We start from the raw sequence: 17652 nt of genomic DNA, 5'->3' as shown, positions 1-17652 counted from the left end.
AGTTATTTAAGATTAAAAAGAGATTCCACGGCGGGAACTCTCTCGCACGTAAAACCTTCCGCAAAATCTGTACCAATTAGCCTACCCAAATCGCGTGCTCTGTAAGTAACGCTATCTAAAAAGTTCTTGTCAGAAATTGGAGTAGTGGGCTCATTGCTATTGCTGTCATAAAACTGAGAGCTGTAAGCCAACACAGCATTCACTTTGGCTTCCATAAATCCTGTAATATCTACCACAAAATCAGGAACTATGTTCTTCCACTGAATATAGTGATACACTACTTTAGGACGCCAAGCCGTTTGTGCTACACCGTCGAGAGTAGTTTCGATGCGTCGCAAACCGCTGAGAAAACAAGCATCGCTCACGAGTTTGCTACCTTTGCCGTGGTCGATATGGCGGTCGTCTACAGCATTGCAAAGCACTATCTTGGGCTGATATTGACGTATTTTTTTAATAATCTCCATTTGGTGAGCTTCGTTATTTATGAAAAAACCATCACGGAACTTCAAATTCTCGCGTATGGTTACCCCTAATAGCTCTTTAGCTTTGGTTGCCTCTTGGTGGCGTATTTCAGCACTGCCACGTGTGCCCAATTCCCCTTGAGTCAGGTCGATAATGCCCACACTTCTGCCTAAGCTAATCTCTTTGGCAATAGTGCCTGCAGCCCCTAATTCTACATCATCGGGGTGTGCCCCAAAAGCTAATATATCTAATTTCATCTTGTTATTTGTTAATTGTCTCTTTTATTTCTGTTGCAATTTTGTCTAACATCTCATACCTATAGCGATAGAGCGACCGCTTGCTCGATTTGATTTCTTCCATTGGTTTGCGGTGCATTTCAATAGGGAGCTTGAACCACCCATCTTTATCGGGAATACCATCGGCTTCTTTCCACAATGTGTCATAACTAAAACTGAGTTTATGTAACCATTCTATATGAATAAAGTGTTTTTTGTTATGTGCCTGTATCTTACTGCCTACCCCATACAAAGCGGTACAGCCTAATTGCCTGCTAAGTTCCTGAATGATAAATATCATCAGGGCTTTAGGACGAAGAGCATACATCTGTTTTTGTAGTTCTTTGATAGCATTCTCAGTTTCGGCACTTTTGTTACCTTGCACACAGCCTATACGACATACCCATCCCTCATTTTCTTTATCAATCACAAAGGAAGCTTCACAGATAGCCTCCTGATAACTATCACAATGCAACGAGATCACTAATTCCCCCTCTTTGCGGAAACGTTCATTGTATCCGAGGTATATTTGTCCCTTTTCGCCGTTGTATTTCATTGTGAACTCTGCCAATTTGATAGGTTTTTCTTCTTGGATAACACGCGTCAAAAAAGGCTGTTGCTTGATAAAAGCATAACAACTCAGCAAGGCTTTAGTTCGTTCTTTCTTGCCCCATTTGGTAGACATATACACCCTAAAAGGCTTAAAATAAATACGAGGACGGTGTGAAAGCACCCATTTATACTCTTCTGATTGTATCAAACTGAACCATTTTTTAGCAAATGGGATGTTTAACAAAGTGTGGAAGAGTATCTTGTTCTTTTGTTTTTTGATGTATTTAGGATTTTCGTTGGCAAAACTATGTTCTGTCAAAGCTAAAGCATCGTGTAGTAGTTCTCTTGTCGTCATTAATTCTCGATTCTATATGATTATTTTTCAATCCATTGTTTCACTTCATCGCTAGATGGTAAAGTTTTAGGGTCGATTACCTTTTCTAATCTGCCGTCTCGCCCGATGAGGTATTTTTGAAAATTCCATTTTACTTTAGAATCTTCTACACCGTTTTTTGCTTTCTGGGTAAGAAACTGATATAGAGGGTGCATATTCTTTCCTTTTACCGATATTTTGCTCATCATCGGGAATGTTACTCCATAGTTGATACTGCAAAATGAAGCAATTTGTTCATTACTACCTGGTTCTTGTCCTAAGAAATTATTAGCGGGGAATCCTATAATGATAAAATCTCTGTCCTTATACTGCTGATAAAGCGCTTCGAGTTCTTTGTATTGAGGGGTGAGACCGCATTTTGAGGCAGTGTTTACAATCATTACTTTCTTGCCTTTGAGGTCGGCAAGGGCAAAGGGTTTGCCGTTGATATCTTCTACAGTAAACTGATAAATAGTTTGATTATCAGCGTTGTTTTGTGCTTGTAGATTTTCCATAGTGAGGGTGAATAAAGTGATAATAAAAATGAAGTGTTTCATAGAAAAATTGAAATTTGTGGCAAAGTTACGCAAAAGGTTTGATTTATTAAAGAAAAACTTTATATTTGCCCAAAAAATTAATGACTATGTTTTCAGAAAAAGCCTTTAAAATATTTGAAGAAAGTATCGCGCAATACCACATTGCGGACGATGTATATCAGTCTTTTGTAAACCCTTATCCATCAACCGACTTGCTTAATCACTTGCTCTATCGCAAAAATTGGATTGACACCGTGCAATGGCATTATGAGGATATTATTCGCGACCCACATATCGACCCAGTGGCTGCCCTTGACCTCAAGCGCAAAATCGACGCTTCTAACCAAGATCGCACCGATATGGTAGAGTATATAGATAGTTATTTTTTAGACTTGTATAAGGAGGTGAAACCGCTTCCTGAGGCTACTATCAACACCGAGAGCCCTGCGTGGGCAGTGGATAGGCTTTCAATTTTAGCACTGAAAATTTACCATATGGAGGAAGAAGTAAACCGCCCCGATGCCACCCCTGAGCATCGCACTAAATGCCAAGAAAAACTCAATGTACTGCTCGAACAGAAAAAAGACCTTTCAACGGCTCTCAACCAACTTTTAGACGATATCGCTGCCGGTCGCAAGTATATGAAAGTCTATAAACAAATGAAGATGTACAATGATGAGGAGTTAAACCCTGTACTTAGAGGAAGTAAATAAGAGATAATAAAAACTGCCCCAAACAATTTGAGGCAGTTTTTTATTTGCTAATTTTCAAATTTGCTAATTAACGAATACTTGCTTTGAGGTATTCTCTATTGAGGCGTGCAATATTTTCAAGTGAAATACCTTTAGGGCATTCTACTTCGCAGGCACCAGTGTTGGTACAGTTACCAAAACCTTCGTGTTCCATTTGGTTTACCATATTGAGTACGCGCTCAGTAGCCTCTACACGACCTTGAGGAAGGAGGGCAAATTGCGATACTTTGGCAGCTACAAACAGCATAGCTGAAGAGTTTTTACAAGTAGCTACACAAGCTCCACAACCTATACAAGCCGCAGCATCCATAGAGCGGTCGGCATCGCGTTTAGGGATAGGAATAGCGTTGGCATCTTGGGTATTACCAGAAGTGTTTACAGAGATATATCCCCCTGCTTGTTGAATGCGTTCAAAAGCGGTTCTATCTACCATCAAGTCTTTGATAACTGGGAAGGCAGTAGCGCGCCAAGGTTCAATAGTAATGGTGTCACCATCTTTGAACATACGCATATGCAACTGACAAGTAGTTACCCCACGGTCAGGTCCGTGAGCTTCCCCATTGATGAAGAGAGAGCACATACCACAAATACCTTCACGGCAATCGTGGTCGAATGCTACAGGTTCTTCTCCTTTTTCAATGAGTTGTTCGTTGAGTACATCCAACATTTCCAAAAAAGACATATGGTCTGAAATGTTGGTTACTTTATAATCTACCATACGACCTTTCTCTTGCGAGTTTTTTTGTCGCCACACTTTGAGTGTTAGGTTCATCGTTGCCATATCTTTCTATTTATAACTACGTTGTTTCAATTCAATATCTTTAAATACAAGAGGTTCTTTATGCATTACCTCTTCACTAGGGTTGTAGGTATTCACTACTTCTTTAGGATTACCAGTGTATTGCCAAGCGGCTACATAAGCATAGTTTTTGTCGTCGCGGAGGGCTTCCCCATCAGGAGTTTGATACTCTTCGCGGAAGTGACCACCACAAGACTCATTACGTTCTAAAGCATCTTTAGCAAATAACTCACCAAGTTCAAGGAAGTCGGCTACACGACCTGCTTTTTCAAGCTCTACGTTCATACCCGTGAGTTCACCAGGTACTTTTACGTTTTTCCAGAAATCTTCGCGTATTTCGCGTATTTCTTTGATAGCTTCTTTCAAGCCTTCAGCATTACGCGCCATACCTACTTTATCCCACATCACTTTACCAAGTTTTTTGTGGAAGTAATCTACAGAGTGGGTACCCTTATTGTTGATGAAGTAAGCCAAACGTTCTTTTACGATGCGTTCTGCTTCGTCAAACTCAGGGGTATCAGTAGGGATTTTACCGGTACGGATATCAGCGGATAAGTAATCGCCAATAGTGTAAGGTAATACAAAGTAACCATCAGCTAAACCTTGCATCAAGGCAGAAGCTCCTAAGCGGTTTGCCCCGTGGTCGGAGAAGTTTGCCTCACCGATAGCATAACAACCAGGGATAGTGGTCATCAAGTTGTAATCTACCCAAATACCACCCATAGTGTAGTGAGTAGCAGGATAAATCATCATTGGTGTTTTATAAGGGTTTTCGGCTACAATCTTTTCGTACATTTGGAAAAGGTTGCCGTATTTAGCTTCTACGATTTTTTCACCGCGTTTTGTAACTTCTTCTTTAGTAGGTTCTACACCGTGGATTTTACATTGTTCTTTCCCGTAACGTTCGATAGCAGAAGAGAAATCCAAATAAACAGCTTCACCTGTTTCGTTTACTCCATAGCCTGCATCGCAACGCTCTTTAGCAGCACGTGAAGCCACGTCACGAGGCACGAGGTTACCGAAAGCAGGATAACGGCGTTCCAAGTAGTAATCGCGGTCTTCTTCAGGGATTTCAGTAGGTTTTTTGCGTTTTTCGCGTATCGCTACTGCATCTTCCATTTTCTTAGGCACCCAAATACGTCCGTCGTTACGCAAAGATTCAGACATCAAAGTCAATTTAGACTGATAGTCGCCTGAACGAGGGATACAAGTAGGGTGGATTTGAGTGAAACAAGGGTTAGCAAAGTAAGCACCTTTTTTGTGGATTTTCCAAGCTGCGGTAGCGTTAGAGCCCATCGCATTGGTTGAAAGGAAGTATACGTTACCATAACCACCAGAGGCGATAACTACAGCGTGAGCAGAGTGGCGTTCAATTTCACCAGTAACAAGGTTACGAGCGATGATACCACGAGCTTTGCCGTCTACGATTACCACATCGAGCATTTCGTGGCGGTTGTACATATCTATTTTACCACGAGCAATTTGGCGGTTCATTGCGGCATAGCAACCGAGCAAAAGCTGTTGTCCTGTTTGACCTTTGGCATAGAAAGTACGAGAAACCAATACCCCACCGAAAGAGCGGTTATCAAGTAGCCCACCATAATCACGAGCGAAAGGTACGCCTTGCGCCACACATTGGTCGATGATATTGCCAGATACTTCAGCAAGGCGATATACGTTAGCCTCACGAGCGCGGTAGTCGCCCCCTTTTACAGTATCGTAGAACAAGCGATAGTTAGAGTCGCCATCGCCCATATAGTTTTTAGCGGCATTGATACCCCCCTGAGCAGCGATAGAGTGCGCGCGTCGAGGAGAATCTTGGTAAGCGAATGCTTTTACGTTGTAGCCTAATTCAGCGAGGGTAGCTGCAGCCGAACCTCCTGCCAAGCCAGTACCTACCACAATCACATCGATATTACGCTTGTTAGCAGGGTTTACGAGGTTGATATGGTCTTTATATTTCGTCCATTTGTCCGCTATAGGACCTTCAGGAATTTTAGAATCTAATGTACTCATAAGATTAAGCTGTTAAAAATTTAATGTAATGGAAGAGGGCGATGAAGATAAAGCCTCCACAGATAATGTAAGAATACCAATTGCCAACGCAGCTGATAAACTTTTTGCGTTCATCGTCTTTCCAGCCCATAGATTGGAAAGATGATTGAAAGCCGTGTAGCAAGTGCAAAGCCAAAGCAATAAAGGCTAACACATAAATACCCACACGTACAGGGTTGTGGAATTTCTCTACTAATTCTTCGTAGTAGCGGTCGGGGTTTGGAGGTAATTGCTCGATGTACTTGTAGTTCATTTCGCCTACCCAAAAATCATAGAGGTGCAACCCTAAGAAGAGAAGAATCACCACTCCTGTGATAATCATATTACGAGACATCCAAGTGGAGTTAGCCCCCCCATTATAGCTGTAATATGCCTCACTACCACGAGCTTTTTTGTTTTGGATTTCCAAGACAAATCCCATAATGAAGTGGAACAACACCCCAGCGAGCAATACAGGTTGCATAGCAAACTGAATAAGAGGATTGGTGCCCATAAAATGAGATAGCTCGTTGAAAGTACTCTCGCTAATCACAGAGGTGAAGTTTACCGCAAAGTGAATGATTAGAAAGAGAATGAGAAAGAGTGCCGAAAGAGCCATCGTCACCTTTCTTGCAACAGATGTTTTAAATAATCCTGCCATTCGTTTTATAGTTTTATATATGTATATATTACGTTAAACAATTTCGCTACAAAAGTACGGCATTTTTATCAGTTGTACAATAAAAAATGTACAAAAACCTTAATTTATATTCGGTTTAAAGAAGGAAATAAGAGTTAGTAGCTGAAATTGATTTATTAAGAGGAGATTAACATTCTGTATCACTTTTTTTATTCTTTATAATTTCGTTCTTCTCAATCTTAAAGCATTACTTATAACACTTACAGAGCTAAAGCTCATTGCTAAGGCACCCAACATAGGAGAAAGCAAGATACCAAAGATAGGGTATAGCACCCCTGCTGCAACGGGAATACCTACGCTGTTATACACTAACGCAAAGAAAAGGTTTTCGCGTATGTTTTTCACCACCGCTTTGCTGAGTTTTTTGGCTTTTACAATTCCACTCAAATCGCCTTTTACCAAAGTGATTTTAGCACTTTCTATCGCAATATCAGTTCCGTTACCCATTGCGATACCCACATTGGCTTGTGCCAAAGCAGGAGCATCGTTGATACCATCGCCTGCCATTGCTACGATTTTGCCTTCCGCTTGCAAACGCACTACTTCCTCTTGCTTGTTTTGAGGAAGCATTCCCGCTTTATACTGAGTGACACCTATTTCTTTGGCTACAGCTTCAGCTGTAAGCGGATTATCACCGGTGAGCATCACGATTTCTACCCCTAAGTCTTGCAACTCTTGTATCGCTTCAGCAGTAGAAGCTTTTACTTTATCGGTTATGGCGACTGCCCCTATCACTTGTTTTCCTACGACTACGAGCGAAACGGTCTTTCCTTGCGCTTGTTCCGCTTTTACAGCAGTGCTTACTTCTTCGGGCAAAGCAATATCGAGTTCTTTTATCAGACGTTCGTTGCCAAAGAAATAATCTTTTCCTTCAAAAGTAGCTTTTACTCCTCTGCCCGCTATGGCTTCAAAGTGGGTGAAAGGTAAGGAAGTAATACCTTGTGCTTGAGCATATGTATTGGTAGCTTTGGCAAGCGGATGTTCGCTTTGCTTGTTAAGACTGTAAAGCGTTTGTAGCAAGTCTTTTTCGGTAGTATCGCCAAAAGTAAGCACACGACTCACACTGGGTTTACCTTCGGTGAGGGTACCCGTTTTATCTACAACCAAAGTATTGACGTGGTTCATCACTTCTAAGGCTTCGGCATTGCGTATCAAGATACCGTTTTGAGCCCCTTTGCCTACGCCTACCATTACTGACATAGGGGTGGCTAAACCGAGTGCACAAGGACAAGCGATAATCAATACTGCTACGGCATTGAGTAGGGCGTATACGTAAGCATTTTCACCTCCAAAAACTGACCATATCACAAAGGTAAGCACTGAAATACCTATCACAATAGGTACAAAGTAAGAGGCTATCTTGTCGGCTAAATTTTGAATAGGAGCGCGACTACTGCTGGCTTGTTGTACCAACTGTACGATTTGAGAAAGCAGAGTATCGCTACCTACCTTTTCGGCTTGCATCACAAAGGACTGCATACCGTTGAGCGTACCTGCCGATACCTTATTGCCCACTTCTTTTTCCGCAGGAATAGGTTCGCCCGTAATCATACTCTCGTCTATGCTCGCACTACCTTCGGTAATTACACCATCAACAGGGATTTTCTCCCCAGGTTTTACCCGAAGCAAATCGCCTTTTTTCACTTCTTCTACAGAGACGGTTACTTCTTTGCCGTGAATAATTTTAGTAGCTTCATTAGGCGCTAAGTTCAATAGTTTTTTGATAGCGCTTTGGGTACGACTGTGGGCATCGGCTTCGAGCACTTGTCCTAAGAGTACCAAAGTGAGAATGACGGTAGCAGCTTCGAAATACAAGTGTACTGAGCCGTGTTCTTTGAATTGTTCAGGGAACATATCAGGAACTAACAGTCCTACTACACTGAAAAGCCAGGCTACGCCAGCACCTATCCCTATGAGGGTAAACATATTGAAGCGCAAGGTCTTGATACTGCGCCAAGCCCTTTCGAAGAATATCCAGCAGAAATAGAAAACTACTGGTAAAGAAAGCGCAAACTGCACCCAGTTCCAAGCACTTACGGGCATTAGCTCATACAGCGGATTGTTGTGCCACATTCCGCTCATTGCGATGATAAAGATAGGGAGAGTAAAGGCTACAGCACCCCAAAAATGACGACGTAACTTTTTGCGTTTTTGGTCTTCTGCACTTTCACCTTCAGGAGCCTCTGTACTTACTTGCTCTACTAAATCCATACCACATACGGGACAATCACCGGGGTGATCGTAGGTTTTATCACCCTCGCAGTGCATAGGACAATAGAAAACACCATTGCCTTTAACTTTTTTGGGAGACTCTTGGTGGTGATGATGTTGTTGAGCTCCTCCTACTTGCTCTACTAAATCCATACCACATATAGGACAATCACCAGGGTGATCGTAGGTTTTATCGCCCTCGCAGTGCATAGGACAATAGAAAACACCATTTCCTTTAACTTTTTTTGGGGTTTCTTCGTGGTGATGATGTTGTTGTTGAGCTCCTCCTACTTGCTCTACCAAGTGCATACCACATACGGGACAATCACCAGGGTGGTCGTAAGTTTTATCGCCCTCGCAGTGCATAGGACAATAGAAAATATGCCCCCTAACCCCCGAAGGGGGAAAATCTATAACAGAGTCTTTAGTTTTTTTGGAAGACTCTTCGTGGTGATGGTGCTCTGATACGCTTTGAGAAAGAGTATTTTGGTGAATGCTATAATGAGTACCTTCTAAGGCTTTTTCAAGAGCTTCAAAAGGGATTTCTCTATCGGTTTCGACAATAGCTTTTTTAGTAGCGAAATCTACGGTAACAGCTGTTACGCCTGCTACTTCAGAGAGTTTTTTTTGTACGGTATTGGCGCAACCTGTGCACCCCATACCTTCTATATTGTATTCCATAAATTGTAAATGTTAAAAAGTTATTTGTTTTACACTGCAAAGATACAGCAAAACATCTACTTGGATATTACACAATTTTGTATTTAATTTGTAAGATTTAAACCTCATCTAAAGACTTACGTTTGTTATCTTTTATCTGCTTGAAAAAGCTAGGGGTGAGTCCTGTAACTTTTTTAAACTGATTGCTTAAGTGCGCTACACTTGAATAGTTGAGTTGATAAGCTATTTCACTAAGCGTCAGTTCGTCATATACTAAGAGTTCTTTTACTCTCTCAATCTTCTGAGCAATAAAGAATTTTTCAATTGTTCTGCCTTCTACCTCAGAAAACAAACGCGATAAAGCCCCGTAATCTCGACCTAATTCACTGCTGAGTATTTCAGAAAGGTTAAACGATAGTTTGTTGTCTTGCTGATGTACCAAATTGATAATGATAGATTTTATTTTTTCAATAACAACACTTTTCTTATCGTTCATCACCTCAAATCCTAAGGGTAAGAGAGCTTGTTTGATAGCTTGTATCTCATCAGACGAAAGTTCCTGTGTAAAAGTAATTTCACCCAAATTGATGCTTTGTGGTGTTAAGCCTAATGCTTTTAACTGTTCATCGAGTACTATTATACAACGATGGCAGACCATATTTTTTACAAATAACTTTGTCATATATTTCCTTTAAGGATTAAGATATTATAAAGTGCTTAAAAGTGGTACCCAAAACCTATATTCATATAGATAGGATACATATCAAAAGTAATTGTTTTAAAGTCCTTTTTAAAGATATTATTTATTCCACAGGTGAGTTCAGCATTGATATTGAAATGCTTGAACGCTTGCCAAGAGCCTCCTATCAGTGTGCCCCAATGCCAATGACGGAGATGACTGCTAAAATCATAAGAGGCTATCTGTCCGTTAGTGAAACTCACTTTCTCACCAATAGGACTACCTTCTCGTAAATAACCTTCGGTTACATAGCCTGAGAAATTGCCGTCCATACGGTAAGAAACGAATGTACCTAAGCGCAATTTCCAACGATTGGCAAGGCGATAGTTCAGTGATATGGGCAGGGTAACAAATGAACTTTTGTAGGTAGTATGTACATCACCCGTCCAATAACCCGCCACGTGGTTACCTTGTTCTATAATCTCCATTCCGTAGTTCTTTACATTCGCATCGGTTTCCATACCCTTTTCTTCCAATCGTAAGCTAGCTGAAATACCCCATTTAGGAGTAAGCCATTTGGTTACAGTCCCTTCGAATGAACCATTAAACCTTGGGCTATATCCCTTTATCTTCCGTATTTCATTAGGGAGTGGTATTGGGCTTGCACCTCCTATATTTACGCCAGCTTTTAGCTCGTATTCCCAACCTTTAGCTTCTGATTGTACAAGCGTTTCAGTACGTTCGTTTTGCGCGTATGAAAAATAGCTCAATAGCATTAAGCATACAATAACGATATTCTTTTTCATAACTTCATTATTCATAAGACAATTGCATTTCATCTACATAAAGAGTACTACCTACGGCTGCTGTAAAATCAGCGCCTTTTTCACTGGAACTAAGTACTATAGCGAGACTATACTTTCCTTCTTTTAGTTTTTTAGTATCGATAGAGCGACCTTTTATTGTTTTAAAAGAAATAGAGAACTGTACCCAATTATCGGTTTCTCTCTTGTCGGTTAGTTGTGCCATTAACACTATATTATTGTGTGTTTTGATGTTAGTGCCATCTAAATGAGGCACTTGAGAAGTTACCTCGTAGAGCACTGCATAAATATCACATTTGTCTTTTTGGTTAGGTATTACATTGCCGTTTTTATCGGTAAGTTTTTCACCTGCTTTGTATTTGTAGTAACCTGAAAGATTAGTAGGTTTTCTTTTGAAAGGAATCCCGAAATGTGTAGATTTTGCAGGGGTGAACAAATCTATTTCAAAACTTCCTGTGAAGAGATTACCAGCTGCGATAGGAGCACCAAAAGTTTTTCCTAAAACCCCTGTGCTTTGCGTTACGAGTTTCACGCATTTCCCTCTGTATCCACTCTCACTCTGACTTGTGGGGAACTCATCGGGTTTAGCACTACTGTTGGTAAATTTAAACCCTGCATTTCCGCTACTCCAAGCGATTTCCTGTCCGCTTACTGAGGTATCGTAAAAAGTGTAGTAGCCATCAGTAACACGAGCGTTTTCGAAGTGATAGTGAGCGATAATTTCATTAGTAAGACAACTCACTTTATAAGTTTTCTGCCAATTACCGTCCTCAGAGGTTACCACATAAGTTTGAGGGGTAGAAAAATTGCGTGCTGTACCACTGGTAGGACTGATAGTTGCCCCTTGTGTAAGAGTGAAGCGAGGGGCGAGGTTTTTTACTTTATCTAAATCGGTTACGTAGAGTTTTACCTCAGTGTTTTGGATTATGGGCTCACGAATGAGCAGATTGCCGTCGACCTCACAGGTTAGGATATCGGCTTCGGCATTTGGGGCTTCGCTTTTGATACAGCTTTGCAATGTGAATAGCGAGGCTATGGTAATGATGATGTTTTGAAGTTTCATATATGCTGTTCAATGAATTTAGACTGCAAAGGTAGGAAATATTTTTTTAATACCAATAATGCCAATAATACCAGAAATTAGGAAATGAGAGAATTAGAAAATTAGAAAATTAGAAAATGAGTAGTGATAGAAATTGTTTTTTGACAGGTAAGACTTGTCGGACAAATCGGATAGGTTAGAGAGAACGAAAAGAAACGGAGGAGTTCGGAAGAGGGTCGGGAGAGATTTTGATGAAAGAAGGCTATAAGCAGGGTGGGGTTAGCTTATAGAGAGCTTATAGGAAGCTTATACGAATCTTGGACGATTGGTATAGGAAGGGTATATAAGTGGTTGATTTATAGTATTATATAACAAGGCAAAAAATGGTAAAAAGAGGGTTTCGAGGCGAAAGAAAAGGAATCCTCACCCCAATCACATACTCTCCTATTCGGAGACTTCTCCCAAGGAGAGGGGGAATGTGGAGACGAGAAAGGGAAGAAATGATGAGTGAACAAATGACGAATGACGAAGGTAATGTGATAAAAATATCTTCAAAAGGGAAATTGAAACAAGGCAAAGAGGGCAAATATAGCCACGCTGAAATATGTTTGCTTTGAAAAATAATGGTGGTGTTTTGTTTTCTGAAAAATAAATAGTACTTTTGCCCTTTATTGAAAAAACATATTTAATATATGAAAAATATAGCTGAGAAAGATAAAAAAAACACCTCCGAAGAGAACTTGGAGATTGTAAAAAAGGTGCTTACCAAATATTTGGAAGACAATGGACACCGTAAGACCCCTGAGCGCTATGCGATTGTGAAGGAGATTTACGAATACAACGACCATTTTGACATAGAGACCCTCTATGAAAATATGAAAGAGAAAAAGTATCGGGTGAGTAGAGCGACCCTCTACAACACGATTGAGCTCTTGCTGGAATGTGGTTTGGTGCGCAAACATCAGTTTGGACAAAACCAAGCGTATTACGAGAAATCGTATTTTGACCGTCAGCACGACCACGTAATCCTCACCGATACGGGTGAGATTGTGGAGTTTTGTGACCCTCGTATTCAAGCAATACAGAAAACCATAGAAGAGGTTTTTAACATTAATATTAGCAATCACTCTCTTTATTTTTACGGTACACGCAAAGCAGATGCCCCAAAAGAAAAGAGAGCAACCAAATAAAAGAAACAAAAATGGCAGTAGATTTATTATTAGGTCTTCAGTGGGGAGACGAAGGAAAAGGGAAAATAGTAGATGTCCTTACGCAGAACTACGACATTATCGCACGCTTTCAAGGAGGCCCTAACGCAGGACATACTCTTGAATTTAACGGTATTAAACACGTATTACACACTATTCCGTCGGGAATCTTCCACAAAGGTGCTGTAAATATTATCGGTAATGGGGTGGTGATAGACCCTATCATTTTCAAAAAAGAAATAGAGGCGCTCGCTCCTTACGAGGTAAATTTGAAACAGAATTTGCTCGTCTCGCGCAAAGCACACCTTATCTTGCCTACCCACCGCCTCTTAGATGCTGCTTCGGAAGCTTCCAAAGGTAAAGCTAAAATAGGTTCTACTCTTAAAGGTATAGGACCTACTTATATGGATAAGACAGGTCGTAACGGCTTGCGCGTGGGCGATATAGAGCTCAGTGACTTTAACGAGCGTTACCGTAACCTCACCGATAAACACGAAGAAATGCTCGCTAACTACAAGGTGGATATTCAGTATAACCTACAAGAGTTGGAAGCCGAGTTTTTTGAAGCGATAAAAGTGCTGAAAGAGTTTCAGCTTATCGACAGTGAAGAATACCTATACCAAGCCCTCAAAAAGGGTAAAAAAATACTTGCCGAAGGAGCACAAGGTTCTATGTTGGACATTGATTTTGGTACCTATCCGTTTGTAACCTCTTCGAACACAACGGCTGCCGGAGCTTGTACAGGCTTAGGTGTAGCTCCTCGCAGTATTGGTGAGGTAATAGGTATCTTTAAGGCTTATACAACCCGTGTGGGCAGTGGGCCTTTCCCTACCGAACTATTCGACGAAGTGGGCGAAACAATGACCCAAGTAGGTCGCGAATTTGGAGCCACTACCGGTAGGCGTCGCCGTTGTGGTTGGCTTGATTTGGTAGCCCTTAAATACGCTGTACAGGTAAACGGAGTTACCGAACTTACAATGATGAAAGCCGATGTGCTCAGCGGTTTTGAGACTTTAAAAGTATGTACGTCATATCTTTATAAAGGAAAAGAAATCAAGCACTTGCCTTACAATATAGAAGAACAGAACGTAACGCCCATATATACGGAACTCAAAGGCTGGCAACAAGACCTTACCAAACTCACCAATTACCAGCAACTACCCAAAGAACTTTTGGATTATATCAGTTTCTTAGAGAAAGAACTCGAAGTGCCCATCAAAGTAGTATCGGTGGGACCTGATAGAACTCAAACGATTATTCGGTAGAACATTAGATGATTTAGGAAGTTATAAAATGAATGAACTATGAACATCATAGTACACAACCTTTACATACCGAAGAGCAATTATTAGTAGAAGAATGGTGCAAGGAAAAACAGATTTCTTTTGACAGAAGAAAAACTTATTTCACAAAAGGGCAATTAGCTTCCACAGAAAGAGGTATTGAGCAAGCTAATAACGGATTGTTGAGACCTTATACTGAAGTTAAGAAAAGAGCACGTGAAATATCCCTAAAAAATTAAAAATACTTAATATAATGAATTATCAGAATGTAACAGACTTGCCTAATAACAATACCATATTTTTGGTATGGGCATTTAAAAAAGATATAGACAAGACATTGCTTAATAATACTTTTGCAAAAGTATGTGGTTTGGTAGGAAACCTCAACAACTCGGTAGCCGACCGCTTTCCTGAAGGTCGTGCCAGTGTAACCATAGGCATTAGCCATAGGGCGTGGCTTACTTTAGGGTTACCTAAACCGCTCCCCAAAGAACTCAAAGATTTTGAGCCCATCAGAGGTAGTAAACACACTGCTGTAGCCACCGAAGGAGACTTACACTTTCATATCCGCGCTCATAACCCCAGCTTGGCTTACGATATGGCAGCTGCCATTAGTGAGGTAATGCAACCCATCGCCAATGGTATTGTAAACGTACAAGGTTTTAGATATTGGGACGGACGCGCTATCATCGGTTTTGTAGACGGTACCGAAAACCCGCGTGGCGCAGAACGCGAACAGTTTGCCGTAGTGGGTGATGAAGACCCCGATTACCAAGGAGGAAGCTACCTATTCGTACAAAAATACGTACACGATATGAACACTTGGCGTGCGCTCCCCGTTAGCGAACAAGAAAAAGTAATAGGGCGTAGCAAAGAAATGGACATAGAAATGGACGAGGAAACCAAGCCATCGAACGCGCACTCGGCACTTGCCAATGTAGGCGATGATTTGAAAGTAGTGAGAGACAATATGCCTTTCCACGACCCCGTAAGTCACCAAATGGGCACTTACTTCATCTGCTATGCCAATACGTTCAGTACGGTAGAAAAGATGCTCACTAATATGTTTATAGGCAATCCCGCTGGCAATTACGACCGCCTATTAGATTTCAGCACTGCCGAAACAGGAACACTTTTCTTTGTACCATCTTTGGATATGTTAGACGAGTTTGCAGGATAAAATATGAAACACCTTTTAACCACCTTACTATTAGTTTATTTTATGACCACTACAGCGCAAGAAGTAGTGCCTGAAACACCTTTGGATACGATTGTGCTCAATGAGGTAATTGTAAAAGCACAGCGCAAAACACAATATACCGATAAGGCGAGCTTTACCTTTGAGAAGAAAGCTGTGGAACAAGCACGCTATGCCAAAGACCTCTTGCGCAGTTTGCCTAACCTGCACCTCAATCCTGTAACCAACCAGATTGCCACTCTTAAAAGGGGTACGCTCTTGGTATTAGTGAACGGTATAGAGGCAACTGACTTGCAAATACGCGGTATCGCCCCTCAAAACGTGGCACGCATAGACTATTACGATATTCCGCCTGCGCGCTGGAGCAATAGGGCTGACACAGTGGTGGACATCATCACACGTTCGGCTGAAGAGGGGTATTCGGTAGGGGTGGATGCGCTTTCGGCACTTACTACGGGCTTTGTAGATGCTTCGGCTTATAGCAACTACACCAAAGGCAAGCATACGTTGGGAGTGGAATACAAATTGGAGTTTCGGAATTACAACGATAGATACTATGAAAAACACTCCGATTACGAACTATCGGGTGTGCGTTATGCAAACGACCAACTGTCAAAATCGGGGTTTAGCTATAATGCACACAACGCTTCGGTGCGTTATAGCACAGTAGTACCACAAAACTATAGTTTCCAAGCTAAAGCCGGAATGGAACTTTTGAATCGCTCTGCACATAGCAATGGCATAAATCTATTTACACAAGGTACAACGGTTATCCATCACACATTATCAGGTAAAAGTCACGACCACTGGTTGCGCCCCAAAGTAGACCTATACTTCTCTAAAAAATTAGGCAAACGTGATGAATTGAGCGTGAACGTCGTGGGGAGTTATTACAACACTACCAAAGAGAACCTCTCAAAAGAATGGGAGACCGCAACCCAGCAGAATGTGTACGACGATGATATGGATTTGAAAGTAAAACAACGCGGTTGGGTAGGTGAAGTAGCACATACTCATCAGTTTACTATAGGCAAACTCAATTCGGGCTACCGCATTAGCAGTACTTTTATCGACAACGATTTACGTAACTTGGCAGGTACTTCGGCTTACGATGTTACCTATACCAATCAGTATTTGTACACCGAGTTTGTAGGTAAAAAGGCTAATTTTATGTACAGAGCCAGTGCTGGGCTCACCCACACCCACAACCGTAGTGCCGAAAATACTTTTACCGAATGGGTGTTTACGCCAAAAGTAGTGTTGGGTTATGAATTAGCTAATAACCAGAGTTTGCGCCTCACAAGTTACTATGTACCCCGCAGTCCGCGTAGTGCAGAACTCAGTAGCAATATAGCACAACAAGCGCCGAACATCTTGGAGACAGGAAATCCTTACCTAAAATCACAACATATATTTTGGACTGGACTCTCTTATACTTTCAACAATGAGTACACCGATTTTAGCCTTCAACCCTTCTACAAAAACACCCAACGAGTAATTACTGATATTTATATCAAAGACCCCGTACGCAATGGAATACTCAGCACTTATGAAAACAGTAAATATCACGAGGAGTTTGGTTTTTCATTAGATGGTACTTTTAAACCATTAAGGAATGATTTATTTGTATTTTCAGCTAATATAGCCCCTACACGTGAGACTTTGGTTACTGATGTTGGACTACGCGCTCGCAATGATTATATCGACAACAACCTATCACTTACTTTTACCTATAAAGATTTGAGGGTAGATTACAGTTTCAACTTCCCTATTTATTACATAGACGGCAACACTATGAGCACTTATGAAAATAACAATGATATTTTTATAGAATACCAGTTAGGTAGTTGGACACTTAAAGGTGGTGTGTTTTGGTTAGGAATGCCTTCGGAATACAAGATGAAGAGTAGTTACGAAGGTTTGGTAAACCAGCATAGTTATACCTACATAGAGAACAACCGCAATATGTTTGTATTAGGGGTTAGTTACGATTTCTCCAAAGGAAAGAACAATTCGGTAGACAAGAAGCTCAACAACGATACCGCTCCTGCAGCGCAATTTTAA

The 17652-nt window shown here is 41.1% G+C and carries 16 protein-coding genes; 6 read left to right on the top strand and 10 right to left on the bottom strand.

All coding sequences use genetic code 11. From position 1 onward, the window contains the following. Positions 1-2 precede the first annotated feature (2 nt). Genes bshB1 through HMPREF1320_RS06685 form a run of 3 tightly spaced genes read right to left on the bottom strand, consistent with a single transcriptional unit; the run spans position 3 to position 2219 of the window. Positions 3-719 carry a bacillithiol biosynthesis deacetylase BshB1 gene (gene bshB1, locus HMPREF1320_RS06695; RefSeq protein WP_009418036.1) on the bottom strand — a complete coding sequence of 239 codons (717 nt, stop codon included), beginning with the start codon at positions 717-719 and terminating at the stop codon, positions 3-5. Positions 720-723: 4 nt separating this feature from the next. Next, on the bottom strand, positions 724-1644 hold the full coding sequence (locus tag HMPREF1320_RS06690) for a VirK/YbjX family protein (RefSeq protein WP_009418118.1): 921 nt from the start codon (positions 1642-1644) through the stop codon (positions 724-726). A 20-nt stretch (positions 1645-1664) separates the two neighbouring features. Further along, positions 1665-2219, bottom strand: coding sequence for a glutathione peroxidase (locus HMPREF1320_RS06685; protein ID WP_009417956.1), 555 nt, complete (start codon positions 2217-2219; stop codon positions 1665-1667). Positions 2220-2305: 86 nt separating this feature from the next. On the opposite strand from HMPREF1320_RS06685, the gene HMPREF1320_RS06680 reads away from it, so the two are divergent. Then, positions 2306-2911: a DUF4254 domain-containing protein gene (locus tag HMPREF1320_RS06680; RefSeq protein ID WP_009418025.1), complete on the top strand. Its 606-nt coding sequence runs from the start codon at positions 2306-2308 to the stop codon at positions 2909-2911. Positions 2912-2978: 67 nt separating this feature from the next. Here the strand turns inward: HMPREF1320_RS06680 and HMPREF1320_RS06675 are convergent, their stop codons facing one another. The 7 genes from HMPREF1320_RS06675 to HMPREF1320_RS06645 form a co-directional block, all read right to left on the bottom strand. Further along, positions 2979-3731, bottom strand: a complete 753-nt coding sequence (locus HMPREF1320_RS06675) for a succinate dehydrogenase/fumarate reductase iron-sulfur subunit (RefSeq protein ID WP_002673219.1) — start codon at positions 3729-3731, stop codon at positions 2979-2981. 6 nt (positions 3732-3737) lie between these two features. After that, on the bottom strand, positions 3738-5765 hold the full coding sequence (locus tag HMPREF1320_RS06670; RefSeq protein WP_009418022.1) for a fumarate reductase/succinate dehydrogenase flavoprotein subunit: 2028 nt from the start codon (positions 5763-5765) through the stop codon (positions 3738-3740). A gap of 4 nt (positions 5766-5769) precedes the next feature. Then, a complete protein-coding gene (locus tag HMPREF1320_RS06665) occupies positions 5770-6444 on the bottom strand; it encodes a succinate dehydrogenase cytochrome b subunit (RefSeq protein ID WP_034554313.1) in 675 nt (224 codons plus the stop codon). Between the two features lie 195 nt (positions 6445-6639). Continuing rightward, a complete protein-coding gene (locus tag HMPREF1320_RS06660) occupies positions 6640-9375 on the bottom strand; it encodes a heavy metal translocating P-type ATPase (RefSeq protein WP_009418105.1) in 2736 nt (911 codons plus the stop codon). A 97-nt stretch (positions 9376-9472) separates the two neighbouring features. After that, positions 9473-10036: a helix-turn-helix domain-containing protein gene (locus HMPREF1320_RS06655; RefSeq protein ID WP_009418002.1), complete on the bottom strand. Its 564-nt coding sequence runs from the start codon at positions 10034-10036 to the stop codon at positions 9473-9475. A 35-nt stretch (positions 10037-10071) separates the two neighbouring features. Continuing rightward, positions 10072-10854: a porin family protein gene (locus HMPREF1320_RS06650; protein ID WP_034554312.1), complete on the bottom strand. Its 783-nt coding sequence runs from the start codon at positions 10852-10854 to the stop codon at positions 10072-10074. Further along, a complete protein-coding gene (locus HMPREF1320_RS06645; RefSeq protein WP_009418139.1) occupies positions 10847-11920 on the bottom strand; it encodes a PCMD domain-containing protein in 1074 nt (357 codons plus the stop codon). The genes HMPREF1320_RS06650 and HMPREF1320_RS06645 overlap by 8 nt, the downstream gene beginning before the upstream one ends. A gap of 671 nt (positions 11921-12591) precedes the next feature. Here HMPREF1320_RS06645 and HMPREF1320_RS06635 point away from each other — a divergent pair. From HMPREF1320_RS06635 to HMPREF1320_RS06615, 5 genes are read left to right on the top strand one after another with little or no spacing between them, the layout of a single operon-like run. Beyond that, positions 12592-13089, top strand: a complete 498-nt coding sequence (locus HMPREF1320_RS06635) for a Fur family transcriptional regulator (protein ID WP_009417991.1) — start codon at positions 12592-12594, stop codon at positions 13087-13089. Between the two features lie 11 nt (positions 13090-13100). Then, positions 13101-14372 (top strand): adenylosuccinate synthase, encoded by a 1272-nt coding sequence (locus tag HMPREF1320_RS06630; RefSeq protein WP_009418074.1) that lies wholly within the window; start codon positions 13101-13103, stop codon positions 14370-14372. A gap of 32 nt (positions 14373-14404) precedes the next feature. After that, on the top strand, positions 14405-14629 hold the full coding sequence (locus tag HMPREF1320_RS06625) for a hypothetical protein (RefSeq protein ID WP_009418061.1): 225 nt from the start codon (positions 14405-14407) through the stop codon (positions 14627-14629). Between the two features lie 14 nt (positions 14630-14643). Continuing rightward, positions 14644-15570, top strand: a complete 927-nt coding sequence (locus HMPREF1320_RS06620; protein ID WP_009418119.1) for a Dyp-type peroxidase — start codon at positions 14644-14646, stop codon at positions 15568-15570. Between the two features lie 3 nt (positions 15571-15573). Continuing rightward, entirely contained in the window at positions 15574-17652 is a 2079-nt protein-coding gene (locus HMPREF1320_RS06615; RefSeq protein WP_009417934.1) for an outer membrane beta-barrel protein, read from the top strand.

Origin of the sequence: Capnocytophaga sp. oral taxon 335 str. F0486 (genome assembly GCF_000277665.1) — a bacterium.
Classification (GTDB): Bacteria; Bacteroidota; Bacteroidia; order Flavobacteriales; family Flavobacteriaceae; genus Capnocytophaga; species Capnocytophaga ochracea.
The sequence above is the reverse complement of the archived record's forward strand: the minus strand, read 5'-3'. Positions and strand labels throughout refer to the sequence as shown.

Bases quoted from the DNA above. Each gene is read 5' to 3' on its own strand.
- HMPREF1320_RS06670 (WP_009418022.1), bottom strand. From the start codon at position 5,765: ATGAGTACATTAGATTCTAAAATTCCTGAAGGTCCTATAGCGGACAAA.
- HMPREF1320_RS06690 (WP_009418118.1), bottom strand. From the start codon at position 1,644: ATGACGACAAGAGAACTACTACACGATGCTTTAGCTTTGACAGAACAT.
- HMPREF1320_RS06665 (WP_034554313.1), bottom strand. From the start codon at position 6,444: ATGGCAGGATTATTTAAAACATCTGTTGCAAGAAAGGTGACGATGGCT.
- HMPREF1320_RS06620 (WP_009418119.1), top strand. From the start codon at position 14,644: ATGAATTATCAGAATGTAACAGACTTGCCTAATAACAATACCATATTT.
- HMPREF1320_RS06650 (WP_034554312.1), bottom strand. From the start codon at position 10,854: ATGAATAATGAAGTTATGAAAAAGAATATCGTTATTGTATGCTTAATG.
- HMPREF1320_RS06675 (WP_002673219.1), bottom strand. From the start codon at position 3,731: ATGGCAACGATGAACCTAACACTCAAAGTGTGGCGACAAAAAAACTCG.
- HMPREF1320_RS06680 (WP_009418025.1), top strand. From the start codon at position 2,306: ATGTTTTCAGAAAAAGCCTTTAAAATATTTGAAGAAAGTATCGCGCAA.
- HMPREF1320_RS06615 (WP_009417934.1), top strand. From the start codon at position 15,574: ATGAAACACCTTTTAACCACCTTACTATTAGTTTATTTTATGACCACT.
- HMPREF1320_RS06635 (WP_009417991.1), top strand. From the start codon at position 12,592: ATGAAAAATATAGCTGAGAAAGATAAAAAAAACACCTCCGAAGAGAAC.
- bshB1 (WP_009418036.1), bottom strand. From the start codon at position 719: ATGAAATTAGATATATTAGCTTTTGGGGCACACCCCGATGATGTAGAA.
- HMPREF1320_RS06655 (WP_009418002.1), bottom strand. From the start codon at position 10,036: ATGACAAAGTTATTTGTAAAAAATATGGTCTGCCATCGTTGTATAATA.
- HMPREF1320_RS06660 (WP_009418105.1), bottom strand. From the start codon at position 9,375: ATGGAATACAATATAGAAGGTATGGGGTGCACAGGTTGCGCCAATACC.
- HMPREF1320_RS06625 (WP_009418061.1), top strand. From the start codon at position 14,405: ATGAACTATGAACATCATAGTACACAACCTTTACATACCGAAGAGCAA.
- HMPREF1320_RS06630 (WP_009418074.1), top strand. From the start codon at position 13,101: ATGGCAGTAGATTTATTATTAGGTCTTCAGTGGGGAGACGAAGGAAAA.
- HMPREF1320_RS06645 (WP_009418139.1), bottom strand. From the start codon at position 11,920: ATGAAACTTCAAAACATCATCATTACCATAGCCTCGCTATTCACATTG.
- HMPREF1320_RS06685 (WP_009417956.1), bottom strand. From the start codon at position 2,219: ATGAAACACTTCATTTTTATTATCACTTTATTCACCCTCACTATGGAA.